This is a genomic window from Bradyrhizobium sp. BWC-3-1 (assembly GCF_032917965.1).
In the GTDB taxonomy this organism is placed as follows: domain Bacteria; phylum Pseudomonadota; class Alphaproteobacteria; order Rhizobiales; family Xanthobacteraceae; genus Bradyrhizobium; species Bradyrhizobium canariense_D.
The window spans coordinates 897,174-923,174 of sequence record NZ_CP136625.1 but is presented as its reverse complement, the minus strand read 5'-3'; the positions used below and the strand labels follow the sequence as shown (position 1 = coordinate 923,174).

The following is a 26,001-nucleotide window of genomic DNA, read 5'->3' as shown; positions in this document are numbered from 1 at the left end:
AACCCCCAGAGAAACTTAACCTAATCCCACCAACCGGCGGATACCGGCCGGCGTGGCGCCGCCGGCGCGCAGTTCACGAAGGCCGGTCGAGCTGGTTGATTTCGACAGCTTCCGGCCGCGCTCGTCGCGAAGTAGCCCATGGTGGCGGTAGACGGGTTCGGGCAGGTGGAGCAGAACCTGAAGCAGACGGTGGACCGAAGTGGCGTGGAACAGGTCCTGGCCCCGCACGATCTCGCTGATGTCCTGGAGCGCATCGTCGACAACAACGGACAGATGGTAGCTCGTCGGCGTCTTCTTGCGGGCCACAATGACGTCGCCCCAGGCTTCTGGCCGCGCCGGGACGACGCCACGCTCACCATCCGGCCCCTCGCCCAGTTCGTTCCAGCTCAGGCCCACAGCGCGGCGGCAGGCGGCTGCCATGTCGAGCCGAAGCGCGTAAGGCGCACCGGTGTCGATGAGGCGGTCGCGCTCGTCCGCGGACAGCGATCTGGCGGCGCCGGGATAGAGCGGCACGCCGTCGGGATCGCGCGGCCACGGCCCATCCGCTTCACGCGCCTTAACCAGCCTTGCGATCTCGGCGCGGCTTTCGAAGGCTGGATAGACCAGGCCGAGCGCCGAGAGCCTGTCCAGCGCCGTCCGATACGCATCGAGATGCTCCGACTGCCGCCGCACCGGCGTCTCCCAGGCGATGCCGAGCCAGGCGAGGTCTTCGTAGATCGCTGTCTCATATTCCGGCCGGCAACGCGTCGCGTCGATGTCCTCGATCCGCAGCAACAGCCGCCCACCGGTCTCGCGCGCGCGGTCGGAATTGAGCAGCGCGGAATAAGCGTGGCCGAGATGCAGGTAGCCATTCGGGCTGGGGGCAAATCGGAAAACGGGTGGCGACATGCTTCGGAACTCATCATGGCCGGGCATAGCCGTCTAGACGGATGGCGTCGCTTCCGCTCGCCTGTGTCCCGGCCATCCACGTTCTTCGGAGCGGCGCACCGATCGTGTCAAGGTCCCCGAGAATGCGATGATCACCAGCCGTGCTAACAATGATGCACGTTGGAAAGACGTGGATGGCCGGGCGGAAGCCCGGCCATGACGCCGGAGAGAGTTGACGATTGCCATGACCATCCACCTCGAAACCCAATCCGATCTCGAAGAGGCCGTCCACGCGCTGGTCAAGCGCGATCCGCGCCTGAAGCCAGTGCTGGCGACTGCCGGCATGCCGGCGTTGCGGCGGCGCGAGCCGGGTTTTGCGGGGCTTGCCCACATCGTCTGCGGGCAACAGCTCTCGACTGCGAGCGCCGCGGCGATCTGGGGACGGTTGTCCGCCGCGTTCGATCCGTTCGACCACGAGGCTGTCCGCCGCGCCCGCACCGACCGGCTGGGGCGGCTCGGCCTGTCCGCCGCCAAGATCAAGACGCTGAAACATCTCGCGCGCGAGATCACCGCAGAACGGCTGAACCTCGACGTGCTCGCGGAAGAAGACGCTGATGCCGCGCATCACACGTTGATCGCACTGCCCGGCATCGGACCCTGGACCGCGGACGTCTATCTGCTGTTCTGCCTCGGCCATGGCGACGCCTGGCCGGCCGGCGACCTCGCCGTGCAGGAAGGCATCCGCATCGGGCTCGGCTTGCAGGCGCGGCCAACGGAGAAGCAGATGGCGCCGCTCGCCGAACCCTGGCGCCCCCTGCGCGGAGCGGCGGCACATCTGTGGTGGAGCTATTATCGCGCGGTGAAAAAACGCGAAGGCGTCATCGCGGGATCAACCTAGAGCTAGTTCCGTTCCGATGGAATCGGAACGGGGCTCTAGTGTTTTGTTTTGACGCGTTTTCTTGACGCGAACCGGTGTCCACTTCGCTCGAACACGCTCTAGCCCCGCAGCCCGACGCGATCGGTCCGGGCGCAATCGGCGACGAAGTCGATGACGGCCCGCACCGCCGGCAGTTCGACGAGGTCGGGATGGGCGAGCAGCCACAGGTCCGCCACGCTGGCGAGCTTCTGCGGCGCGACACGCACAAGATCGGGATAGCTTTCCGCGACAAAGCACGACAGGGCGGAGATTCCGAGTCCGGCGCGGACCGCCGCCAGCATGTCGCCCTGGGACGAGCAGCGCATCACCACCCAGGCCTGACGCGTGACGACGTCGCTCCAGCGCGCAAGCTGGAGATTGGAGGTCTGATCGGCGAAACCGATGACGCTGTGCCCCTTCCACTCGCCGCGCCGTTCCGGCAAGGACCGCCCGCCGGCGTAGCCGCGCGAGGCGTAGAATCCCGTGCCGAGACGGCCGATCTTGCGGCCGACCAGATTTTCCTCGCCGCTGTCGAAGGGCCGCAACACCACGTCCGCCTCGCGCCGGCGCACGCTCGCCGGAAACGGATGGGTGATGATCTCGAGCTGGACGTGATCGTGCGCGCGCAGGAACGCAGGCAGGCGCGGCATCAGCCAATGCGAGGCCAGCGTTGCGCCGATCGATAGCTTGACGGTCCCGCGCGCCTTATGCCCTCCGGCCGAGACTGCCGTCTCCGCCCGCAGCGCGGCCGCCGCCATTACCTCGGCGTGCTCGCGCAGCGTCCGTCCATCCGCCGTCAGCGCAAGGCCGTCGGCGGCACGCGCCACCAGCCTGGTGCCGAGCTGGGCTTCCAGCGCCGCAATCTTGCGGCTGACGGTGGGATGGCTGCTGTGCAGCCGGCGCGCCGCGCCGGTGAAGCTGCCGGTATCGGCGACCGCGAGGAAGGTCTTGCAAAGGTCCCAGTCCATGAGCGGCCTCTGTTCAAATCTGAATAGTCGTCCGTTCAATATTGAACGATAAGAGGCCCCACTCCAACCCCTATAATGACGTCAAATGAAACATGGGCGGCAACTCGCCCGCGACAATCAAAGAAGGAAACGCCTCGTCATCCGCCTGCCGGCGGGCTGCGTTTCCGGGAGGACATCATGGCGCTGCCCGCTCTCTTGAAGGATTCGCTCGAGCTGCCCGTGGTCGGCTCGCCGCTCTTCCTCGTCTCCGGCCCTGAGCTGGTGATCGCCCAGTGCAAGGCCGGCGTGGTCGGCTCGTTTCCGGCACTCAATGCCCGTCCGGTGGAAAAGCTCGACGAATGGCTGAGCCGCATCGAGGACGAACTCGGCGAATACAAGTCGCGCAATCCCGGCAAGAAGGTCGCACCCTACGCCGTCAACCAGATCTGCCACGCCTCCAACGACCGGCTGATGAAGGACATGGAGACCTGTGTGAAGCACAGGGCGCCCATCATCATCACCTCGCTGCGACCGCCCGCCGAGCTCGTCGAGGCCGCACACTCGTACGGCGGCCTCGTGTTCCACGACGTCATCAACGTCAAGCACGCGCGCAAGGCCGCCGAGCAGGGCGTCGACGGTCTGATCCTGGTCTGCGCCGGCGCTGGAGGACATGCAGGAACGCTCTCGCCTTTCGCACTGGTACGCGAGGTCAAACAATGGTTCGACGGTGCGATCCTGCTGTCGGGCGCAATCAGCGACGGCTTCGCGATCGCCTCCGCGCTGACGCTGGGCGCCGACCTCGCCTATATGGGCACGCGCTTCATCGCGACGAAGGAAGCCAACGCTGACGAAGCCTACAAGTCGGCGCTGACGCAGCACACCGCGCATGACATCGTCTACACCAACCTCTTCACCGGCGTGCACGGCAACTATCTCGGGCCTTCGATCGCCGCGGCCGGGCTCGATCCGGACAATCTGCCGGCGGCCGACAAGACGAAGATGAATTTCGGCTCCGGCGGCAACATGAAGTCCAAGGCGTGGCGCGACATCTGGGGCTCGGGCCAGGGTATCGGCCAGATCGCCGACGCGCCGCCGGTCGCCGAGCTCGTCGACCGGATGAAACGGGAATTCGACCAGGCCCGACAGGATTTCCTGATGCGCGTCAGCGCCTGACGTCTCGGACCGACAATAAAACGGGAGGACACCATGAAGCTGGCAGCCGCACTGATCGGGATGTCGTTGCTGATGCTGGCCGGCGGCAGCGCCCATGCCGAAGGCAGCGACGAGATCCGCATCGGGCAGACCCTGCCCTACAGCGGCCCGGCCTCCGGCTTCGGCGCGATCGGACGGACGCAGGAAGCGTTCTTCGAGAAGGTCAATGCCGAAGGCGGCATCAACGGCCGCAAGGTCAAGTTCATCACGCTGGACGACGCCTATTCGCCGCCGAAGACCGTCGAGCAGACCCGCAAGCTGGTGGAGCAAGAAGAGGTGCTGATGATGTTCGGCTCGCTCGGCACCGCCACCAACAGCGCCGTGCAGCGCTATCTCAACGCCAAGAAAGTGCCGCAGCTGTTCGTGCTCTCCGGCGCCACCAAATGGGCCGATCCGCAGAAGAACCCGTGGACCATGCCGGGCATGGCGGCCTACGAATCCGAGGGCGTGGTCTATGCCAAATACATTTTGCAGGCCAAGCCCGACGCCAGGATCGCGATCCTCTCGCAGAACGACGATTTCGGCCGCGACTATGTCGCCGGCTTCAAGCGAGCGCTCGGGCCTAAGGCCGCAAGCATGATCATCGCGGAAGCGAGCTACGAGACCAGCGCGCCGACGATCAGCTCGCAACTCTCGACCTTGAAGGCCTCGGGCGCCAACGTGCTGTTCGGCGTCGTGCTCGGCAAGTTCACCTCGCAAATGGTCAAGGGCGTGGCCGAGATCGGCTGGAAGCCGGAGCTGTTCTTCGTGCCGACCTCGGCGTCGTCGATCTCTTTCCTGGAACCGGCAGGGCTCGACAACGCGGTCGGCCTGATCTCGTCGAGCAATCAGAAGGACACGATGGACCCGCAATGGGTCGACGATCCCGGCGTGAAGGAATACTTCGCCTTCATGAAGCGCTACATGCCGGCCGCGGACCTCTCCAACTCCAACTACGCCGCGGGCTATCACTATGCCACGCTGCTGATGACGGTGCTGAAGGGGTGCAAGGATGATATCAGCCGCGACAACATCATGCGCCAGGCGGCCTCGTTGAAGGATGTGAAGCTGCCGCTGCTGCTGCCGGGAATGGCGGTTACGACCGGCCCCGACGACTATCTGCCGTTCCAGCAGCTTCAGCTCCGGCGCTTCAATGGCAAGAGCTGGGTCGGCTTCGGCGACGTGCTGGATGATCGCTAGACGAGCGGGATGAGGAGACGCCATGATCATCAGCGGCGAACGCCAGATCAGCTATGACGACATCCGGGCTCGGATCAGGCGGGCGATGAGCGGCTTCCGCGCCCTGGGGCTTGCCGAGGCCGCGCCGGTCGCGATGATGCTGCGCAACGATTTCGCTCTGTTCGAGGTGGTTGCGGCCTCGGCCGCGCTGGGCAGTCCGGTGGTGCCGATCAACTGGCATTTGAAGGCCGAGGAGGTCCGTTACATCCTGGCCGACAGCGGGGCGAAGATCCTGGTCTGCCACGCGGATTTGCTGCCGCAGATCCGTGACGGCGTACCGGCGGATGTCCTTCTCCTGGTCGTCGCGACGCCGCCCGAACTCGCAGCGACCTTTTCGATCCCTGGGGAACTGACCGAGATCCCGGTGGGACTGACCGATTGGGACCGCTGGCGCGACGACCATCCGCAAGCGCAGGAGCCGCCGCGGCGGGCCGCAGCGATGATTTATACATCCGGCACCACGGGCATGCCGAAGGGCGTGCGGCGCATGCCGATGCAGCCCGAACAGGCGGCCGCCTCCGAACGCGTGGGCGGGATCGCCTATGGCATCAAGCCGCGGGAAGACCAAATCGTGCTGATCAACGGCCCGATGTATCACTCGGCGCCGCATTCCTACGGCATGCTGGCGTTCCGCAGCGCTTGCACCATCATCCTCCAGGCGCGGTTCGATGCCGAGGAGCTGCTGGCGCTGATCGAGCGCCACCGCGTCACGCACATTCACATGGTACCGACCATGTTCGTCCGGCTGCTGCGGTTGCCCGAAGCGGTCAGGCAGCGCTACGACCTGTCGTCGCTGCGTTTCGTCGTGCACGGCGCCGCCCCCTGCCCGCCGGACGTCAAGCGCGCCATGATCGACTGGTGGGGACCGGTCATCAACGAATATTTCGGCTCCACCGAGACCGGGATCCCGGTGTGGCACTCGGCCGAGGAAGCACTGAAGAAGCCTGGCACGGTCGGCCGCCCCATCGAAGGCGGCATCGTCAGGATCTTCCGCGATGACGGCAGCCCGTGCGGTGCAAACGAAGTCGGCGAAATCTACATGCGCCAGACGTCAGTGCCCGATTTCGACTATCACGGCAGGTCGCAGGCAAGGGCCGAAGCCGGCCGTGACGGCCTGGTCAGCGTCGGCGACGTCGGTTACCTCGACGCGGACGGCTATCTGTTCCTGTGCGATCGCAAGCGCGACATGGTGATCTCCGGCGGCGTCAACATCTATCCCGCCGAGATCGAGAACGTGCTGATCGGAATGCCCGGCGTGCGCGACTGTGCCGTGTTCGGCATCCCCGACGCGGAATTCGGCGAACGGCTGTGCGCCTTTGTCGAGCCTGAATCGGATGCCGAGCTCTCGGCCGACGCCGTCCGATCGTTCCTGCGCGGGCGGCTTGCCAATTTCAAGGTGCCAAAGGACGTCGAATTCCGTGACGCGCTGCCGCGCGAGGCCACGGGAAAGATTTTCAAGCGCAAGCTGCGGGAGCCCTATTGGACGATGTGAGGACAGGCAACGCCGTCCGAGAGTGCCGGACCGCATAAACGGGAACGAGTGGCAATCGTTCCTGCGCCTCTCCAATATTCGGCAGATTGAAGACGCGCGCTTCCGTCGCAAATGGAAGAGCAACCAATTCGAATCTCGCCTGTTGTCGACCGGCACAATCAACAGCCGGAGAATAAAAAATGTCTCGTCTCACCATGCTCGCCGCAGCTCTGCTGCTGCTCGGATCAGCGCCTGTCAGTGCACAGTCACAGCCTGCGCAGAGCGGGCCGGGCAACAACGCCGTCAACAGCTCTGATCACAACAACTCCAACGCACCGGTCGCGGGCCGCAACAGCTTCACCGAGGGCCAGGCGAAGTCGAAGATCGAGGGCGCGGGTTATTCCAATGTTTCCGGACTGCAAAAGGACGACAACGGCGTCTGGCGCGGCAAGGCCGACAAGGCCGGGACCAAGGCGGACGTGAGCGTCGATTTCCAGGGCAACGTGAACCCCGCCAAGTAAGGAGGATGAAACATGACGACCACTATTTCTCGACTCTATGACACCTATTCGGATGCGGAACGTGCGGTCAGGCGTCTGGAGGCCGCGGGCGTGCCGCACTCCGACATCAGCATCGTCGCGAACAATTCCGATAACTGGTACGGCTCCTCCACCGGCAAGGTTGACCGTGATCGCGACGGCGTCGACGATCGCGCCGAAGGTGCCGGCACGGGTGCCGGCATCGGCGCAGGCCTCGGAAGCGCGGCCGGCCTGCTTGCCGGACTCGGCCTGCTGGCCATTCCGGGACTCGGACCGGTGGTTGCCGCCGGATGGCTGGCTTCGACCGCAGTTGGTGCCGCGGCCGGCGCGGCGACGGGCGGCATCGTTGGCGCGCTGACCGAAGCCGGCGTCTCCAAGGATGATGCGTCGCGCTACGCGGAGGGCGTCCGTCGCGGCGGAACGCTGGTATCGGCGCGGGTACCCGACCAGGACAGCACACGTCTCGATGCCCTTCTGCACGAGAAGGCCGTGAACCTGCAGGAACGGAGCGCCGCCTGGCAAAAATCCGGCTGGAACGGCTTCGATGCCGCAAGCCCGCCGTTGTCACCCGACGATGTCGGCCGTGAGCGTGAGCTGTACGGCGCCGGCACGCGGGTGAGGTAGGGATGTTCCGCTCGCCGCCACGCCAGCGGCTGTGAATCCCAAGAGCGCGAGGGAGGCTCCACCAAGGTGGAGCCTCTTTCGCGTGCCCCTCCTCGAACACCACGAGGGTGCCGCAGGTCTCTCTCAACGAGCGCATTCCGCTGAAGCAGGGCCACATGTTCTCACTGCTCGGGTAATCGGCTATTGGCCGTCTGCGAAACAGTATAGCTTTCGACCGTAGAGGAAACGCCGCGGAGACGGCACGAGGTCGCGCATGCTGGACAGGACCAAGGACATTGTCGCATCCGCGCAAGCCTGGCTCGATGAGGTCGAGCTAACGCTGGGCGCAGCCGATAGCGCTGCGCTGGATCGTCTTTTCCTCGCCGACAGCTATTGGCGCGATGTGCTGGCACTAAGCTGGAACCTGCAAACGATCGGCGGCGGCGACTCGATCAAGCGGGAGCTGACAACGCTCGCGGCAAAGGCTGCGCCGGGCAGCTTCAAGATTGCGCCGAACCGAGCGCCACCGCGCTGGGTGACGCGTGCCGGGACCAACACTATCGAGGTGATCTTCAATTTCGAAACCGCACTGGGGCGCGGCAGCGGCACCGTCAGGCTTGTGCCCGACGCCACCGACGGCGACCGCCTGAAAGCGTGGACGCTCCTCACCGCGCTCGACGAGCTCAAGGGCTTCGAGGAGCAGCTCGGCACCTCGCGGCCGCGCGGCCAGGCCTATTCGCGCGACTTCCGTGGACCGAACTGGCTGGACTTGCGCAACGGCTCGCGCGACTACGCCGATCGCGATCCCGCCGTGCTGGTGGTCGGCGGCGGCCAGGCCGGGCTCGCGATCGCGGCGCGGCTGAAACAGTTGAACATCGACACCCTGATCGTCGATCGCGAGGCGCGGATCGGGGACAATTGGCGCAAGCGCTACCACGCGCTGACCCTGCATAACCAGGTGCAGGTCAATCATTTGCCCTACATGCCGTTTCCGCCGAGCTGGCCGACCTATATCCCCAAGGACAAGCTCGCCAACTGGTTCGAAGCTTACGTCGAGGCGATGGAGCTGAACTTCTGGACCGGCACCGAATTCGAGGGCGGCGCCTACGACGATGCGAAAGACCACTGGACCGTCACACTGCGGCACACCGACGGCAGTGAGCGTATCATGCACCCGCGCCATGTGGTGATGGCAACCGGCGTCAGCGGCATCGCCAATGTGCCTGTCATTCCGACCCTGGATAACTTCAAGGGCACGCTGCTGCATTCGAGCCGCTACGAGGACGGCGAGACCTGGACAGGCAAACGCGCCATCGTCATCGGCACCGGCAATAGCGGCCACGACATCGCGCAGGATCTTCACTCCAGTGGTGCCGAAGTGACGCTGGTGCAGCGTTCACCTACGCTCGTCACCAATATCGAGCCGTCGGCCCAACTCGCTTATGCGACCTACAATGAGGGCACGCTCGAGGACAACGATCTGATCGCGACCTCGATGCCGACACCGCTCGCGAAAAAGACCCATGTGATGCTGACGGAGCAGTCGAAGGAGCTCGACAAGGAACTGCTCGACGGGTTGCGGCGCGTCGGCTTCAAGCTCGATTTCGGCGAGGCCGGCACCGGCTGGCAGTTCAAATATCTCACCCGTGGCGGCGGCTATTATTTCAATGTCGGCTGCTCCAACCTCGTCATCGAGGGCGCGATCAAGCTCAGGCAGTTTTCCGACATCGAGAGCTTCGTCACCGAGGGCGTTCGCATGAAGGACGGCACAACCCTTTCGGCCGACCTGATCGTGCTCTCGACCGGTTACAAGACACAGGAATATCTGGTGCAGAAACTGTTCGGCGACGCCGTCGCCGACCGGGTCGGCCCGATCTGGGGCTTTGGCGACGGCCTCGAGCTGCGTAACATGTATACGCGCACCAGGCAGCCCGGCCTCTGGTTCATCGCCGGCAGCCTCGCGCAATGCCGGATCAACTCGAAATATCTGGCGCTGCAGATCAAGGCGATCGAGGAAGGGATTTTGGGGCAGACTGGAGCGGCAGCGGCGAGCACCGCTTGAACAACACCGTAGAAGCAGTGTCGCACCACGATAACGAACAAGAGGAGAATTCATGCCAGCCATTCTCGGCACCGGCGAGCACCGCTACCGCGTCGTTGAAAACTTCGCAAAGCTGCCGGACGGATGGCAGCTCACCGACGTCGCCTCGGTCGCGGTCGACAGCAAGGACCGCGTCTACGTCTTCAACCGCGGGGCCCATCCGATGGTCGTGCTGGACCGCGAGGGCAATTTCTTGCGAAGTTGGGGCGAAGGCCTGTTCTCGCGCGCCCACGGCCTGCACATCGATGCCGACGACAATCTCTATTGCACCGATGACGGCGACCACACCGTGCGCAAGTGCACCACCGACGGCAAGGTGCTGCTGACGATCGGCATCCCCGAGAAACCGTCGCCGTTCATGAGCGGCGATCCCTTCCACCGCTGCACCCACACCGCGCTGTCGCCGAAGGGTGAAATCTACGTCTCCGACGGCTATGGCAATGCGCGCGTGCACAAATTCACGCCCGGCGGCAAGCTGATGACAAGCTGGGGCGAACCCGGCACCGATCCCGGCCAGTTCAACATCGTGCACAACATCGCCACCGACGCCGACGGCTTTGTCTATGTCGCCGACCGCGAGAACCACCGCGTGCAGGTGTTCGACGGCAACGGCAAGTACGAGACGCAGTGGAACAATCTGCACCGCCCTTGTGCGCTATGCTGTTGCGGTGGGGCTAAGAGCCCGACCTTCGTCATCGGGGAACTCGGCCCTGGCCTGGCCGTCAACCGCAAGGTGCCCAATCTCGGCCCGCGGCTCTCGATCGTGGACGCCAAGGGCAACCGCATCGCGCGGCTCGGTGGCGAGGAAGGCCCGGGCGTTGCGAGCGGCAAGTTCCTGGCGCCGCACGGCATCGCACTGGATTCCAGGGGCGACATCTATGTCGGCGAGGTCGGCGTCACCGATTGGAAGACCAGCTTTCCGGACGAGGAGATGCCGGCCGTGGTGCGCGCGACGCGATGTTTGCAGAAGCTGGAGCGCGTGCGGGAGTAGCTGCCTCGGCACATCCACGTCGCGCTGTCAGGATGACGCTGCCTCAACGGCCTCGGACTTGGAAATCACAGCGTTTTGCGCGCTTTGCCACCCCCCGGCCGCATTGCTTGTGCCGGAATAAGTCGCTCAACGGGCTTCACAATCCCGTCACGCTGCATGTAGTATGTCAGTTACGTGCTGCTTCGCAGCGTACATTGGAGGCCAGGAGCGTTACTTGAACGCACATGTCTCGCAAGGCCATTGGCCGGTGTTGGTGCTGAATGCGGACTTCCGGCCGCTGAGTTACTACCCACTGTCTTTGTGGTCGTGGCAGGACGCGATCAAGGCGGTATTCCTCGACCGCGTCAACATCGTCGCGCATTACGATCAGGCGGTCCATAGCCCCACGCTGCAAATGCAGCTGCCGAGCGTCGTCTCGCTCAAATCCTTCGTCAAGCCGACCACCCACCCTGCCTTCACCCGATTTAACGTCTTCCTGCGCGATCGTTTCGCCTGCCAATATTGCGGCTCGCCCGAAGACCTCACCTTCGACCACATCATCCCGCGCAGCAAAGGCGGCCAGACCACCTGGGAGAACGTGGTCGCGGCGTGCTCGCCCTGCAATTTGCGCAAGGGCAATCTGACGCCGGTGCAGGCCAAGATGTTTCCACGCCAGCACGCCTTCGCGCCGACCGTGCACCAGCTCCACCGTAACGGCCGCCTGTTCCCGCCGAACTATCTGCACGACAGTTGGCTGGATTATCTCTACTGGGATACGGAGCTGGATCCGTAACGTCGGCGTGCAGGCCCTCGGCAATCCATCGTTGACTCGCGCCGCCCAACGCCGGGAGAGATCAGCGAGCTTCTATCTGCGCGCCTGCTCCAGATCGATCTGATAGACGGAAATCCGGTCGATCTCGAATGCGACGGTAGGCGGCGACTCCGCGTCGACCGGACCGACGCCGAGAAAGAATTTGGATCCGATCGCGAGATTGACGATCATGTACATGGGATCGTCGAAACCGATCGGCACCTTGATGTCGGACACCGGTCTGCGGTCGATGAAATAGACCAGGCGATCCTCCTCCCACAGCACACCGTAAGTGTGGAATGCGCTCGACGCGTCGCCGACCGCGAAGTCGAAGCCGCAGGACTGAATCTTCTGGGTCGAGGGAATCCGCCAATGCGTCGTCATCACGAGATCGCCCGGCTTTTCGCCGCGGCCTTCCAGCACGTCGACCTCCGGCGGCCAGCCACCGTCATCCGCCAGCATCCAGAACGCCGGCCACACTGCGTGCCCGACCGGCACCTTGGCGCGGATCTCGAAATAGCCGTGCTTCTGCGCGAACGTGCCCTGGGTCGTCAGTATCCCGGAGATGTACTCGTTGTCGAACAGCACCGGCTTCAACCCCGGCGGGGTACGGCTGGCGACGATCGACAGCACGCCGTCCTTGACCTTGAACGGATCGAGCCCGAGCGGCGCCGCGTTGCGCCCCGCATACCGCGGATCGACATAGATCTGTTGCTCGCCATTGGCGCTGGTCTTGCGCTTGAAGTCGGAGCCGTCGCCGCCCCAGTAACGCGCCTCCGGCCAGGCCGCGCCGCCGGCGTAATGCGGCACCCAGCGTCCGTTTGCCAGCGGATGCTCGTCAAAATCCTCGTTGAAGGTCCGGCGTAGCGGCAAGAAGACCAGCGAGGCCGGATTGACCTTCTCCAGCCGACGGCACTCGATGGTGGAGGGATCGGTCGTGACCTGCAGCGACATGCTCATCGGGGCACCGTCGAGATCGTCCTGCGCGATGGCTGGCGCGGGCACAACGCAGAGACCGATCGCAGCCAGAGCGCCCCTCGTCCAACGCTCGATCATCACCGCACTTCGAAGACGCCAGAGGAAAGGCCGAGGTTAGCTTACTCATATCGGAACCGGCAAGAGCGGGCCGGCGACCGCGCGCCAATTCAGGAGCGCCGCTTGCACACGCGATCCAGATTTTCGTGCACTTAGAAAAATTGGGACGCCTAGGCAGCGCTCGGAAGGCGAGCGGCAGGCTCCTGCCGGGACGGAACTCGGGGCGCCGGCATCCGTTCAGAGTCGAGGCCGGATGTCGCGCGGGCGCCAGTTGTCCGCGACAGACATATCCGGTCCCGCCACAGCACGAGGGGAGAATAGTCATGGCCACAAGCGAGACGGATCACGTCTACAAGATCCTGGAACTGGTCGGATCGTCCGAGACGTCGATCGAGGATGCGATCAAGAACGCGGTCAGCCGGGCCGCAAAGACCGTTCGCGAGATGAAATGGTTCGAGGTGGTGCAAACGCGCGGCCATATCGAGAACGGTGCCGTGCGCCACTACCAGGTGACGCTGCGGGTCGGCTTCACGCTGGATGAGTGAGGCAGAAAGGCCCGGCGCGCGGGGTCAGCCTGGTTAGCTCGACGATAGCCCGTCAATTGTCGAGGATTGTTCCGACCGGAAGCGCACAATCCGCACGGAAGTTGCAACAGCCCGTTAAGGCCAAAGTGAGAGGTTTGCGCCGAAATGGAGCAAGCCTGATGACCACGGGCCGCGAACTCGGAAAGACGCGCCTTCCGCTCTGGGCAGCGGGTTTCGTCATCCTGACCTGCTTCGCCATCCTCGGCTTGAGCGCCTGGCGTGAATGGGAAACCCGCAATGCCGATCTCAAGAACGCCGAGATCGACGTCGCCAATCTGGCGCATTCGCTGATCCAGCACGCGGACGACACCTTCGAACTCGTTGATACAATCCTCGTAGGCCTGGTCCACCGGCTCGAAATCGACGGGACGGGTCCGGACACGATCACCAAGCTTCAGGCCTATCTGCCGACACGAAAATCATCGGACCGGATCCGCGGCATCTTCGTTTATGACGCGAGCGGGCAGTGGCTTGCCACGACCGAGCGGCTCGACTTCTCCAAGCTCAACAACAGCGACCGCGAATATTTCCAGCGTCATCGGGACTCGCCGGAGATGGGCACGCTGATCGGACCGCCCGTGAAGAGTCGAGCCGGGGGCCAATGGGTCGTCACCGCGTCCCGCCGGATCAACGATGCCGACGGCGGCTTCGCCGGCGTTGCCCTGCTCACGATCGACGTCGGCTATTTCGTCAAGTTCTACGAGCGGTTCGACATCGGTACGAACGGCTCGGCATCGCTGCTCAACGATAGCGGCATCATGCTGGCGCGCAGCCGCGACGACAGTGGCGGCTTTGTCGGACGCGACCTGTCCAATGCGCCCTTGTTCAAGGGATGGGAAAGTCGCCCCGCCGCAGCAGTCTACTATTTCAAGTCGCCGCTCGATGGCGTCCAGCGGCTGAGCTATTACCAACGCAGCAGCCGCTATCCCCTAATGGTGCTGGCGAGCAAGTCGCGGGACGACGTGCTGGCGCCGTGGCGGCAAGCCGCGGCTGCGCGCACCACCTTCGTCCTCGGCCTCGTGCTGCTGATCGCGGTGATCGGCTTCTACCTGGTCCGTCAGCTCGTACAGCGGCAGCGCACGGCCCAGGCCCTCGTCGTCAACGAAGCAAACTTCCGCCTGTTGGCCGAGCAATCCAGCGACATGGTGACCCGGATCGGGCTGGACAACCGGCTGCTCTACGTTTCCCCCTCGTGCGTACGCATCACGGGCTGGTCCTCCGACGAGCTGCTATCCACCTCGGCCCTGGCCGGCATTCACGCCGACGACATGGAGCGGGTCGAGCAGGCTATCGCCGCGCTTAAGAATGGCGAGGCCGAGGAGACGCGGTTCGTCTATCGCCACCGTCATCGCGACAAGGGCGAGATTTGGGCGGAGGCGGCGTTGCACGTGACCCTGGCGTCGGACAGCGGTGAGATCGACGGCGTCGTCGCGGTGGTGCGCGACATCACCGAGCAGAAGGATCTTCAGGACAAGCTCGCCTCGCTTGCAACGACCGACGGCCTCACCGGACTCGTCAACCGGCGCGCGTTCGACGAGCGCCTCGCCGAGGAATGGGCCCGGGCCCGGCGCGATGGCACGCAGCTCTCGCTCCTGCTGATCGATGTCGATCATTTCAAGAAGTTCAACGACCAATACGGGCATCTGGCGGGCGACGGATGCCTGCGCGCGCTGGGCCGGATCCTATCAACCCACACCAAGCGCCAGGCCGACGTCGCGGCGCGCTACGGTGGCGAAGAATTCGCCGTGCTGTTGCCGAACACCGGTCCCGAGGGCTGCGCCGAGGTCGGCGAAGGGATTCGCAAGGCTCTGCACGATCTCGCCATGCCGCATGCGCAAAGTCCCCCCTCGCGCCTGGTGACCGCAAGCGTTGGCGGCGCGACGAGTCTGCCGTCCCAAACCACGGCGGACTGCAGCACGCTGGTCGGCGCCGCCGACCGCGCGCTCTACGCCGCCAAGGACAACGGCCGTGACCGGCTGGTGATGTCGGGACAGGTCGTTCCCTGGCCCGCCAGGAGCGCGTGACGGATCGACCGTTGGCCCGATTTGTTGCCTGCGCTCCAGCGCGGTATGGCTTGGATCACGGCCGGATGTTCGGCCAATCCGAGAGTGCTGCGGTGACCGGTCAAATCAAACTCGTCCTCTTCGACATGGACAATGTCCTCTGCGACTACGACAGGGCAAAGCGTGTCGCATGGCTGGCGAAGGTTGCGGGGACCACGAGCGAATCCGTCCACAAGGCGATCTGGGACAGCGGCTTCGAGCTGCTCGGCGATTCCGGCACACTCGATGCCGCGGACTATTTGCGGGGTTTCGGCGACCGCATCGGCTATCCGCTGTCACTGCACGAGTGGATCGAGGCGCGACGCCGTTCAATGCAGGCCGATCGTGCCATGCTGGAGATTGTCGGCAGCTTGCGTCAAACCGTCGACATTGCCGTCCTGACCAACAACACGACGCTGGTCGCCGACCATATCGCAGCGCTGCTGCCGGAATTGCCACCGCTGTTCGGCTCGCGAATCTACGCCTCGGCCCGGTTCAAGACGGCGAAGCCGGACCCGCGCTGCTTCCGCCTCTGTCTGTCGGAGCTCGACGTCAAACCGGAGAACGTCCTGTTCGTCGACGATCTCATGGCCAATGTCGCCGGTGCGCGAGAGGCGGGCCTGTTCGCGCATCACCACACCTCGGTTGAGGCTTTCAGGCGGGCCCTGTCGGAGCACGGCCTGCTTCACGCATGAATGCGCGATCCGCTTTTCCCGGCGTCAGGCGAGATGGCACGCCACAAAGTGCCCGCCTGCTCCCTCCTTCAGCTCCGGTGCGCTTTCCGCGCAACGCGGCTGGGCGATAGGACAGCGGGTGTGGAAGTGGCAGCCCGACGGCGGCTTCATCGGGCTCGGAACGTCGCCCTTGAGGCGGATACGCTCGCGCTTGAGCTTGGGATCGGGCACCGGCACCGCCGATAACAGCGCCCTCGTGTAGGGATGCTGCGGATTGCGGTAGAGGTCGCTGGCCTTGGCGAGCTCGACGATACGGCCAAGATACATCACCGCGACTCGGTCGGAGATGTGCTCGACCACCGACAAATCGTGCGCAACGAAGAGATAGGTGAGGTTCAGCTCCGCCTGGAGATCTTCCAGCAAGTTGATGACCTGCGCCTGGATCGAGACGTCGAGCGCAGACACCGGTTCGTCGCAGACGATCAGTTTCGGCTCGACCGCGAGCGCACGCGCGATCACGATGCGCTGGCGCTGACCGCCGGAGAATTCATGCGGATAGCGGCGCATGTGCTCGGCCTTGAGCCCGACCTTCACCAGCAGGCTCGCGACGCGATCCTCACGCTCCTTGGCGGATGAGCCGAGCTTATGGATGACGAGGGCTTCGCCGAGGATGGCGCCGACCGTCATGCGCGGATTGAGGGAGGCGAACGGGTCCTGGAACACAAGCTGCATGTTCCGCCGCATCGCGCGCAAATCGTTGCCGCCGAGCTGGCGGACATCCTGACCGTCGAACACGACCTCGCCGTCGGTCGGTTCGATCAGGCGCAGCACGCAGCGTCCCGTCGTCGACTTTCCGCAGCCGGATTCGCCGACGAGGCCGAGCGTCTCGCCGCGGTTGACCGAGAACGAGACCCCATCGACGGCATAAACGCTGCCGACCTGGCGCGACAACAGGCCGCCATGCACGGGAAAATATTTCTTCAGGCCGCTGACGCGGAGCAGGGGCTCGGTCATGCTGCGCCTCCCAACTGCGTATCTCCCAGATGACAGGCCATACGGTGGCCGGGCGCGATCTCGCGCAGCAGCGGCTCCCTCTCGGTGCAGACGCTCATGGCGTGGCGGCAGCGCGGGGCGAAGCGGCAGCCGACCGGCGGATTGATCAGGATCGGCACCGAGCCGCCGATCGCCTCCAGCCGCACCTTGTGCTCGCTGGCGAGATCGATGCGCGGGATCGAGCGGATCAGTCCCTGGGTATAGGGATGGCCGGGATTGCCAAAGAGGTCGTCGACGGGCGCCTCCTCCACCACCTTGCCGGCATACATCACGACGACGCGTTGCGCGGTCTCGGCGACGACGCCCATGGCATGGGTGATCAGCATCACCGCCATGCCGAAGCGTTCCTTCATGTCCTGGAGCAGGTCGAGGATCTGCGCCTGAATAGTGACGTCGAGGGCCGTGGTGGGCTCGTCGGCGATGATCAGTTTCGGCTTGCAGGCGAGAGCCATCGCGATCATCACACGCTGGCGCATGCCGCCGGAGAACTGATGCGGATAGTTGTGCACGCGGCCTTCGGCGTTGGGAATCTGCACCAGCTTGAGCATCTCGATGGTGCGATCGAGCGCCTGTTTCCTGGTGACATTCTCATGGCGGCGCAGGCTTTCGGCGATCTGCTCGCCGATGGTCAGCACCGGATTGAGCGAGGTCATCGGCTCCTGGAAGATGAAGCCGATCTCCTTGGCGCGGATCTCGTCGAGCTGACTGCTCGTCAGCGGCACGAGATCGCGGCCCTCGAAGATGATCTCGCCTGCCGCGATGCGGCCCGGCGGCATCGCGATCAGCTTCAGGATCGACATCGCGGTGACGGTCTTGCCGCAACCGGATTCGCCGACGACGCAGAGCGTCTCGCCGCGGTTGATGGAGATGTCGACACCGTCGACCGCCTGGAGGATGCCGTCGTCGGTGGAGAAGTGGGTTTTCAGTCCCTTGATCTCGAGCAGCGGCGCCATCAGATCACCCGCCGCGCATCGAGCGCGTCACGCAGGCCGTCGCCGATGAAGTTGATGGCGACCACTGCGATGAAGATCGCGCCGCCCGGGAACAGCGCCCAGTGCGGGCCGATGTCGAGAAAGTCTTTCGCGTCATAAAGCAGCCGGCCCCAGGTCGGCGTATCCGGCGGGAAGCCGAGGCCGAGGAAGGACAGCGTCGATTCCGCGATGATGGCTGCGGCCACGTCGATGGTGCCGGCGATGATCACCGGACCGAGCGCATTGGGCAGGATATGGCGCACCACCTGCCGTACCGGGCTGGCTCCGAGAGCGCGCGCGGCTTCGACGAATTCCTTCTCGCGGATCGACAGGAACTGGGCGCGAACGAGGCGGGCGACCGGCATCCAGCGCAAGCCACCGATCACGAGCACGATCAGGATGAAAATGCCGCCCTCGGGGCCGAACGCTGCCTTCAGCCCGTCGCGGAAGAGATAGATCAGCAGCAGCAGCAGGGGCAATTGCGGCAGCGACAAAAAGAGATCGGTGAGCCACATCAGCCCATGGCCGAGCGCGCCGCGCGACATGCCGGCGAGCGCGCCGATCAGCACACCGACAAAGACCGAGACCAGCATCGCGGCGAGACCGACCGCGAGCGAGATGCGCCCGCCATAGATCATGCGGGCGAGGATATCCTGCCCGAGATCGTCGGTGCCAAAGGGATGGGCCAGCGACGGCCCCTGCATGCCCGCCACGATGTCGATGTCGTCGATCTTGACCCGCCAGATAAAGGGGCCGACCACCACCGCCAGGATCAGAACGAGGAGCAGGAACGCGCTGACCACGGCAAGCTTGTGGCGGCTATAGCGCCGCCACGTCTCGCGCCAGGGCGAGTAGACGCGCCGCTCAGCGGAGGGAGATGCGAGGGTCAAGCCAGCCATAAAGAACGTCCGCGATGAGATTGAACAGCACGACCAGGCACGCAAAGACGAAGGTGACGGCCATCACCACCGGCGTGTCGTTGGAAAGGATGGAGGAGATCAGCAGCGAGCCGATGCCGGGGATGCGGAAGATCTGCTCGGTGACGATGGCGCCGCCGAACACCGCCGGGATTTGCAACGCAATCAACGTGACGACCGGGATCATCGCGTTGCGCATCACATGCTTGATGATCACCCGCCTCTGGCCGATGCCCTTGGCGCGCGCGGTGGTGACGTAGTCGAGCCGGATCACGTCGAGCATCGCCGAGCGCACGAAACGCGTCATCGACGCAGCCTGGAACAGGCCGAGCACCGCCACCGGCATGATCGCCTGACGGATCATCTCCAGCACCCAGTGAATCCCCGTGCCCTTGATGTCGGTCGTGTAGACGAAAGGCAGCCAGTCCAGCGTGACCGAGAAGATCAGGATGAACAGGATGCCGGTGAAGAAGGTCGGCAGCGAGAAGCCGACAAAGGCGAGCGTGTTGGCGACCTGGTCGAACAGCGAATAAGGTTTCGTCGCGGCGTAGACCCCGACCGGGATCGCGATCAGGAGCGCAAGGATCTGCGCCGAGCCGATCACGTACAGCGTCGTTGGCAGTCGCTGGAGAATGAGCGTGTCCACGTTCATCCGGCTGACGAAGGAGAAACCCCAGTCGCCGTGCAGCATGGCGTTGAGCCAGTGCAGGTAACGAAGGTAGATCGGATCGTCGAGGCCGAACTTCGCCCGAAGCGCGAGAGCGACTTCGGGCGGCACGTTCGGATTGGTCGCTAGCTCGGAGAAGGGATCGCCCGGGGCGAGTGCGAGCACGACGAACAGCACGAGCGAAATTCCGAGCAGGCTCGGAATCGCGATCAGGAGGCGACGCAGGACATACTGGCTCATGAAGAAGGACCGCTCTAGGCGTGCGTGATCATTCTTCGCGGTACCAGTCGAACAAATTGTCGGTCTCGTTGGCCCAGCCGGAAACGACCGGGCGCAGATTGTTGGCGGCCGCCTCGACCTTCAGACGGTGCTGCACCGGGATGAAAACGATGTCCTGGTACATGAGATCATTGGCCTTGATGTAGAGCGCCGCGCGCTTGACCGGATCCATTTCGCCGTCGGCGGCCAGGATGGTCGCGTCGTACTCCTTGTTGACCCAGCGCGGGAAGTTGGTGCCCTGCCACTTGTTCTCCTTGGTGGCGACGAGGTTCGAAAGGTAACGACGCATGTGCTGCGACGGATCGGGCTGGCTCAGCGGGATCTGGAACATCTCCATGTCGGCGTAGAACTTGGAATAGGTGTCGGGATTGCCGACGTCGGAGGAGAAGAACACGGAGGCGACGACCGATTTCAGTTCGACGTCGATACCCGCCTTCTGGCAGGCCTGCTTGACGATGGCCTGCGTCTTCTGGCGCGGCCCGTTGATCGCGGTCTGGTAGAGGAGCTTCAGCTTCTTGCCGTCCTTCTCGCGGATGCCGTCGGCGCCCGGCTTCCAGCCGGCGTCGTCGAGGATCTTCGAGGCCTTCTCGACGCTGAACTCCCACGAGGTGTTCTTGGACACGAATTTTTCGGGCCCGTTGAGGAAGTTGGCGGTGGTGCGGCCGGCGCGGCCGTAGATGGCCTTCTTGACCGATTCGCGATCGATCAGCAGCGAGAGCGCCTTGCGCACCGCTGGATCAGAAAACAGCGGGTGCTTGGTCTTTATCGAGGAGCGTTCGCCATCGACCTCGGTGTTGGGATCGGTGAAGTTCAGCGCGATGAATTCGGTGTCGCCGCCGACGGCGTAGACGGTTTTTCCCTTGCCGCCCTTCTCCAGGCGCAGCAGCACGTCGTCCTCGACCTGAATGTTCCAGCCGAAATCATATTCGCCAGTCTGGATCACCGCGCGCGCGGCAGAGACGGCGTCGCCGCCGCCCTTCATCTCGATCGAATCGAAATAGGGGCGGTTGGCCATGTGATAATCGGGATTGATCACGCCGCGGACAAGATCGCCCGGCTTGAACTCGACGAACTTGTAGGGGCCGGTACCGACCGGCGAGAGGTTGGTCGGCGCCTCCCGCGACTTGGACCCCATATAGTCCTTGAACAGATGTTTCGGGATGATGGTATTGGGAGCCCCGACAAAAGCGTCGGCCCAGAACGGCGTCGGCTTGTTGAACAGGATGCGGACCGTGAGGTCGTCCACCTTCTCGACGGTGATGTCGCGGAGCGTCGCGATGGTCAGTGCGGAGGTCGCCGGATCCTTGGCATATTCCCAGTTGAAGACGACGTCGTCGGCCGTGAACGGCGTGCCGTCATGCCATTTGACGCCGGGCTTGAGTTTCCAGGTCACCGACTTGCCGTCGGCGGCGAGGCCACCGTTCTGGATCGAGGGAATTTCGGCGGCCAGGACCAGCTTCATGTTGCCGTCGGGATCCCAACAGGCGAGCGGCTCGTAGAACAGACGCGCGCCGTCCTGGTCCTTGGTGCCGGTGGCGAAATGCGGATTGAGCAGGGTCGGCCCCTGCCACCACAGCAGCTTGAGCGCGCCACCGCCGCCGCGCTTGGTCGGCTTGTAGGTCGAGGCGCCCTCGGCCATGGCGACGCCGCCAAGGGCGAGAATCTGGTTGGCCAAAGGCGCGGTGAGACCCACGGCGGCAAGACGCTGAATGAAGCCGCGGCGATCCATCCGCCCGTCCTTCACGTCACCGATCATCGAACGCAGTTGTTTATCCAGCATGGTTGTCCCCGTCTGGTTCCCGTATGGATGCAGGCGGTCGCGCGAGGCGACCACCGGGCTTGGCTGGCGGTAGATGGCACACCGAATGGGGTGCGCGTCAACTGCGACCGTGTGTATGCAAACGGTCTTCTGACTGTCTGTTGGGCAAAACCATATTCCGCAGCCCATCCGATCGGCAATCCAGCATCAAAACACGCTGAATTCCGCGCTGCACTGCAGAAAATTTGATCGCCGCATCAGACGAAGTATCGAGGCGAAATTCTACGCCACGGACATGTCGAGCGGCGGCGCGACGTGGTCTGGCAGCGGACAGACGTAAGGCGTCTTGGCTGTCCGCTTCTGGAGGTCAGCCTTGGCAGCCTTGATCAGCTCCGGGTCCGTCAGCGCCTTGATACCGATGCCGGCCATCGCCTTGGCGGCCTGCACCATGGCCTTGTGCGCATGCGCGCTCTTGCCCTGCGCGACCACCTGCCAGGTGTGGAAGGGCGTACCGATTGCAACCGTGGGTGCGTGGACCTGCACGGTCGGCACCACCCAGCTCACGTCGCCGACGTCGGTCGAGCCGACCAGCGGATTGCGCTTGGCATCCAGTGGCACCAGGAAGTCAGCCAGCGGCCGGTCGGTCGGCTCCATGCCGATCGCGTAATAGACCGACTCGATGTCCTTGTCGCTCAGCGTTGCGCGGATCTCCGTGGCAAAGCCCTTGTCTACGTCGTCGAAATGCGGCGGTCCGAGCTCTTCCATGACCCGATGCAGCGCCTGCTCCAGCGGCGTGTTCGGCAGGATGTTGGAGACCGCGGAGATGATCTTCATCTCGACCTTGGTCTCGGTCATCAGCGCCGCGCCGTCCGCGATCTTGCTCACGCGTCCGACCAGCTCGTTCATGCCGGGCAGATCACGGGCGCGGATCGAATAGCGCACGCGCGCATGCGCCTGCACCACGTTCGGGGCGATGCCGCCGGTGTCGAGCAGCGCGTAGTGCACGCGCGCGTCGCTCGGCATGTGCTCGCGCATATAGTTCACGCCGACATTCATCAGCTCCACGGCGTCGAGCGCGGAGCGGCCGAGATGCGGCGAGGCCGCCGCATGCGAGGTACGGCCGGTGAAGATGAAATCGGCGCGGGTGTTGGCGAGTGACGGCGTCACCGCGACTTCCCAGAAGCTGTGCGGATGCCAGGTGATGGCGATGTCGGCGTCTTCGAATGCACCGGAGCGCACCATGAAGGCTTTTGCCGCGCCGCCCTCCTCCGCGGGGCAGCCGTAATAGCGCACGCGGCCCGGCACCTTGTTCTCGGCAAGCCAGTCCTTCACCGCCGTCGCGGCGAGGAGAGCTGCGGAACCCAGCAGATTGTGACCGCAGCCATGGCCGTGGCCGCCAGTCTCGACCGGACGATGCTCCGCGACGCCGGCCTCCTGGCTCAGGCCCGGGAGCGCGTCATATTCCCCCATGAAGGCAATGACCGGTCCGCCCTCGCCCCATTCGCCCATCACCGCGGTCGGAATGCCCGCGACCTGCTCGGTGATGCGGAAACCCTGATGACGCAACTCGGCGAGATGCTCGGCGGCGGATCGCGCCTCGGTGTAGCAGACTTCGGGCATGCCCCAGACCTTGTCGCTGAGGTCGATGAAACGTGCCTTGATCGTGTCGATGCCACGCCAGATGTCGCTGCGGTTGTCCATGCTTCGGCCCCGTGATCCCTCGGTCAAACGAAGCGGCAATGGTTAGCAGCTTCATTGTACCGCGCCTAGCACCTCGCCGGACAGCAGCCATGCGGCCAATGCCGGAGGCCCGCTCGACCGACCGTGCATCAAGCCTTCCCGCGCCTTTCAAAGATTTCATCCGGTGCCTCGGGAATAGTTGGGGAACGAGGCTTTCAAGACGGCCTCCTCCGGCCTAAATTATCCGTGCTTCGCGCGTCGTTCCGCTAATCGGCGGAGCGATGCTCTCAGCCAGGAGAACTCCATGCCCGCCCTGACCGAATGGAGAGTGCCACCGGCCAATCAGCCGCGTGCGAGCGATTACGGTTTCGATCTCGACCGCGCGCTCGCCTCCGTCGTCGGCCTGCATGCCATCATCCCGCCGGACGCCTTCAGCGCCGAGACACTGGGGACCGAACGCGCCGGCAACGGCGTCGTGATCGACGACGGGCTGGTACTCACCATCGGCTACCTCATCACCGAAGCAGAGTCCGTGTGGCTGCATGTCGGAGACGGGCGCGTGGTGGAAGGACATGTGCTCGGCTTCGATGCCGTCACCGGCTTTGGCCTGGTGCAGGCGCTCGGCCAGCTCGATGTCGCCCCCTTGCCGCTCGGGATCTCGGCCGAGACCCGGCTCGGCGACCGCGTCGTGGTCGGCGGCGCCGGCGGACGCACGCGTTCGGTCGCGAGCCAGATCGTGGCCAAGCAGGAATTCGCCGGCTACTGGGAATATCTGCTGGACGAGGCCATCTTCACCCATCCCGCGCACCCGAATTGGGGCGGCACGGCGCTCCTCAACGAGGGCGGCGAGCTGATCGGCATCGGCTCACTGCAGCTCGAACGCGAGCGCGAGGCCAAGGCCGAGCACGTCAACATGATCGTGCCGATCGACCTGTTGAAACCGATCCTGGACGATCTGCGCAAATTCGGCCGCGTCAACAAGCCGGCACGGCCGTGGCTCGGACTGTTTTCGACCGAGATCGACAACCGCGTGGTTGTGATCGGGATCTCCGCCAATGGTCCCGCCGCCCGTGCCGAGCTCAAGACCGGCGACGTCATCCTCGCGGTCGACGGCGAGAAGGTCACGAGCCAAACCGGCTTCTACAAGAAGCTGTGGGGCCTCGGCGCTGCCGGCGTCGACGTGCCGCTGACGGTACATCATGAAGGCGTCACCTTCGACGTCACGGTGACCTCGACCGATCGCTACAAGCTCTTGAAGGCGCCGAAGCTGCACTGACGATCAGAACTGACGCAAGGAAGCGACGATGAGCGAGGCCGTCGTTGACGATATCGTGGCCGTGCTGCCGCCGCTGCTCAATGCGCTGGAGGCGCTCGCCTTTTTTCAGCGCAACCTGCACCCGCCGGCCTTCGGCTCCGTGATGAATGCGATTGGCGCTCCCGAGACGAGGCGTTGCAAACGGCGCGCGCGGCAATCCGAGAATGGCCGGAGGAGTTCACCGGACTGCGCGAGCGGCTCGATCGTGCCTGCGACGAGACGCTCGCCGCCTTTGCCGGCCTGCGCGAGGTCGAACGTGGCAATGGCGACCTCGTCGCGGTCTTCCGCGCACTACGTCATGTGCCGCGCGCGCAGGAGGCACTCTATCCGCTGGCCGTGCGGTTTCCGCCGGTCAGCAGTTTCTTCCTCAACGCCGCGAATCGCGAGAATGCCGACCTGTTGTCGCGGCTCGAAGCCGGCGCGGACGCGCACACCGGCATCATCCACGATCACAACGAGCCCGGCAGCCGCGGTGGCTTTTCGGTCTACGTGCCCGAATATTATACGCCCGATCGCGCCATGCCGCTGGTGATGGCATTGCACGGCGGCAGCGGCAACGGCCGCGGTTTCCTGTGGAGCTGGCTGCGCGATGCCCGCAGTCTTGGTGCGATCCTGGTGGCGCCGACCGCGACCGGCCCAACCTGGACGCTGATGGGTGACGATTCCGACACGCCCAACCTCATGCGCATTCTCGAAACCGTGCGCAGCCGCTGGACCATCGACGCCTCGCGCATGCTGCTCACCGGCATGAGCGACGGCGGCACCTTCTGCTACGTCACCGGCCTCGACGGCGCCTCGCCCTTCACGCATCTCGCGCCGGTGTCGGCGACCTTCCATCCGCTGATGGTCGAAATGGCTGACGCTGCGCGTCTGCAGCGCCTGCCGATCTTCATCGCGCACGGCAAGCTCGACTGGATGTTTCCGGTGCAGACCGCGCGGCAGACGCAGGCGGCCCTCGCCGCCGCCGGCGCCGACGTCACCTATCGCGAGATCGACGACCTCAGCCACACCTATCCTCGCGAGATCAACGCGGAGCTGGTGCAGTGGCTGAATGGAGAATGAACAACCTCTCCTTACCTGCGCCCTACTGCCGCGGAACAATCGATCCGGGCCGACGTTATCGCCCGTCATCGGAGGTTTCGCCATGCGGATGTTTCTTGGAATGGTTTTGGGCGCGCTGCTGCTCGGCTGCGGCGTGTATGTCTATGACTCCATGCAGACGTCGTCGGTTGCTCATGGCGAGGTCGCGACGACCAATCGCACCATCGTAAACTGGGATGTCGCCAAAGCCGATTGGGACGCGCTGCGCGATCGCGCGCACAAGGACTGGGTCCGCATCTCCTCCAAGTAACGACGTGGTATCGTGAATG

General features: G+C 64.5%; 23 protein-coding genes and 1 pseudogene. 15 read left to right on the top strand and 9 right to left on the bottom strand.

Annotation, left to right across the window (positions count from 1 at the left end; genetic code table 11):
• Positions 1–15: 15 nt before the first annotated feature.
• A complete protein-coding gene (gene gluQRS / locus RX329_RS04485; protein ID WP_085361180.1) occupies positions 16–888 on the bottom strand; it encodes a tRNA glutamyl-Q(34) synthetase GluQRS in 873 nt (290 codons plus the stop codon).
• A gap of 223 nt (positions 889–1,111) precedes the next feature.
• Between gluQRS and RX329_RS04480 the strand changes: the two genes are divergently transcribed.
• Positions 1,112–1,765, top strand: a complete 654-nt coding sequence (locus RX329_RS04480; RefSeq protein ID WP_085361089.1) for a DNA-3-methyladenine glycosylase family protein — start codon at positions 1,112–1,114, stop codon at positions 1,763–1,765.
• 98 nt (positions 1,766–1,863) lie between these two features.
• Here RX329_RS04480 and RX329_RS04475 read toward each other — a convergent pair whose 3' ends face one another.
• Positions 1,864–2,751, bottom strand: coding sequence for a LysR family transcriptional regulator (locus RX329_RS04475; protein ID WP_018453232.1), 888 nt, complete (start codon positions 2,749–2,751; stop codon positions 1,864–1,866).
• 177 nt (positions 2,752–2,928) lie between these two features.
• On the opposite strand from RX329_RS04475, the gene RX329_RS04470 reads away from it, so the two are divergent.
• From RX329_RS04470 to RX329_RS04435, 8 genes are all read left to right on the top strand, one after another.
• Positions 2,929–3,903, top strand: a complete 975-nt coding sequence (locus RX329_RS04470) for an NAD(P)H-dependent flavin oxidoreductase (protein ID WP_018453231.1) — start codon at positions 2,929–2,931, stop codon at positions 3,901–3,903.
• A gap of 33 nt (positions 3,904–3,936) precedes the next feature.
• Complete coding sequence (locus RX329_RS04465; protein ID WP_085350752.1) at positions 3,937–5,121, top strand: ABC transporter substrate-binding protein; 1,185 nt, start codon at positions 3,937–3,939, stop codon at positions 5,119–5,121.
• 22 nt (positions 5,122–5,143) lie between these two features.
• Positions 5,144–6,652: an acyl-CoA synthetase gene (locus tag RX329_RS04460; RefSeq protein WP_085350753.1), complete on the top strand. Its 1,509-nt coding sequence runs from the start codon at positions 5,144–5,146 to the stop codon at positions 6,650–6,652.
• Positions 6,653–6,831: 179 nt separating this feature from the next.
• Positions 6,832–7,152: a hypothetical protein gene (locus RX329_RS04455; protein WP_026232489.1), complete on the top strand. Its 321-nt coding sequence runs from the start codon at positions 6,832–6,834 to the stop codon at positions 7,150–7,152.
• A gap of 12 nt (positions 7,153–7,164) precedes the next feature.
• Complete coding sequence (locus RX329_RS04450) at positions 7,165–7,794, top strand: general stress protein (RefSeq protein WP_018453227.1); 630 nt, start codon at positions 7,165–7,167, stop codon at positions 7,792–7,794.
• Positions 7,795–8,047: 253 nt separating this feature from the next.
• Positions 8,048–9,835, top strand: a complete 1,788-nt coding sequence (locus tag RX329_RS04445) for a flavin-containing monooxygenase (RefSeq protein WP_085385480.1) — start codon at positions 8,048–8,050, stop codon at positions 9,833–9,835.
• 52 nt (positions 9,836–9,887) lie between these two features.
• Entirely contained in the window at positions 9,888–10,865 is a 978-nt protein-coding gene (locus tag RX329_RS04440) for a peptidyl-alpha-hydroxyglycine alpha-amidating lyase family protein (RefSeq protein WP_018453226.1), read from the top strand.
• Positions 10,866–11,079: 214 nt separating this feature from the next.
• A complete protein-coding gene (locus RX329_RS04435) occupies positions 11,080–11,637 on the top strand; it encodes an HNH endonuclease (protein ID WP_007597381.1) in 558 nt (185 codons plus the stop codon).
• Positions 11,638–11,709: 72 nt separating this feature from the next.
• Here RX329_RS04435 and RX329_RS04430 read toward each other — a convergent pair whose 3' ends face one another.
• Complete coding sequence (locus RX329_RS04430; RefSeq protein WP_018453225.1) at positions 11,710–12,711, bottom strand: family 16 glycosylhydrolase; 1,002 nt, start codon at positions 12,709–12,711, stop codon at positions 11,710–11,712.
• Positions 12,712–13,013: 302 nt separating this feature from the next.
• On the opposite strand from RX329_RS04430, the gene RX329_RS04425 reads away from it, so the two are divergent.
• The 3 genes from RX329_RS04425 to RX329_RS04415 all read left to right on the top strand — a co-directional run bounded on the left by RX329_RS04425 (position 13,014) and on the right by RX329_RS04415 (position 16,011).
• Positions 13,014–13,235, top strand: coding sequence for a dodecin (locus tag RX329_RS04425; RefSeq protein ID WP_018453224.1), 222 nt, complete (start codon positions 13,014–13,016; stop codon positions 13,233–13,235).
• Positions 13,236–13,393: 158 nt separating this feature from the next.
• Complete coding sequence (locus RX329_RS04420) at positions 13,394–15,298, top strand: diguanylate cyclase domain-containing protein (RefSeq protein WP_085361091.1); 1,905 nt, start codon at positions 13,394–13,396, stop codon at positions 15,296–15,298.
• Positions 15,299–15,363: 65 nt separating this feature from the next.
• Entirely contained in the window at positions 15,364–16,011 is a 648-nt protein-coding gene (locus RX329_RS04415; RefSeq protein WP_085361092.1) for an HAD family hydrolase, read from the top strand.
• Between the two features lie 24 nt (positions 16,012–16,035).
• Here RX329_RS04415 and RX329_RS04410 read toward each other — a convergent pair whose 3' ends face one another.
• The 6 genes from RX329_RS04410 to RX329_RS04385 all read right to left on the bottom strand — a co-directional run bounded on the left by RX329_RS04410 (position 16,036) and on the right by RX329_RS04385 (position 23,337).
• Positions 16,036–17,004, bottom strand: a complete 969-nt coding sequence (locus tag RX329_RS04410) for an ABC transporter ATP-binding protein (protein ID WP_007597389.1) — start codon at positions 17,002–17,004, stop codon at positions 16,036–16,038.
• Positions 17,001–17,996 (bottom strand): ABC transporter ATP-binding protein, encoded by a 996-nt coding sequence (locus RX329_RS04405; protein WP_085350758.1) that lies wholly within the window; start codon positions 17,994–17,996, stop codon positions 17,001–17,003. The genes RX329_RS04410 and RX329_RS04405 overlap by 4 nt, the downstream gene beginning before the upstream one ends.
• Entirely contained in the window at positions 17,996–18,913 is a 918-nt protein-coding gene (locus RX329_RS04400; RefSeq protein WP_007597392.1) for an ABC transporter permease, read from the bottom strand. Before RX329_RS04400 ends, RX329_RS04405 begins: the two co-directional genes overlap by 1 nt.
• A complete protein-coding gene (locus tag RX329_RS04395) occupies positions 18,879–19,838 on the bottom strand; it encodes an ABC transporter permease (protein WP_007597394.1) in 960 nt (319 codons plus the stop codon). Before RX329_RS04395 ends, RX329_RS04400 begins: the two co-directional genes overlap by 35 nt.
• A 28-nt stretch (positions 19,839–19,866) precedes the next feature.
• Complete coding sequence (locus tag RX329_RS04390; RefSeq protein ID WP_085350827.1) at positions 19,867–21,657, bottom strand: peptide ABC transporter substrate-binding protein; 1,791 nt, start codon at positions 21,655–21,657, stop codon at positions 19,867–19,869.
• Between the two features lie 261 nt (positions 21,658–21,918).
• Positions 21,919–23,337 (bottom strand): M20 family metallopeptidase, encoded by a 1,419-nt coding sequence (locus RX329_RS04385; protein WP_085361094.1) that lies wholly within the window; start codon positions 23,335–23,337, stop codon positions 21,919–21,921.
• A gap of 283 nt (positions 23,338–23,620) precedes the next feature.
• Between RX329_RS04385 and RX329_RS04380 the strand changes: the two genes are divergently transcribed.
• From RX329_RS04380 to RX329_RS04370, 3 genes and pseudogenes are all read left to right on the top strand, one after another.
• Positions 23,621–24,592, top strand: a complete 972-nt coding sequence (locus RX329_RS04380) for a S1C family serine protease (protein WP_085361095.1) — start codon at positions 23,621–23,623, stop codon at positions 24,590–24,592.
• Positions 24,593–24,620: 28 nt separating this feature from the next.
• Positions 24,621–25,693: pseudogene (locus tag RX329_RS04375) on the top strand (phospholipase).
• Between the two features lie 82 nt (positions 25,694–25,775).
• A complete protein-coding gene (locus RX329_RS04370) occupies positions 25,776–25,982 on the top strand; it encodes a hypothetical protein (RefSeq protein WP_085361097.1) in 207 nt (68 codons plus the stop codon).
• Positions 25,983–26,001 lie beyond the last annotated feature (19 nt).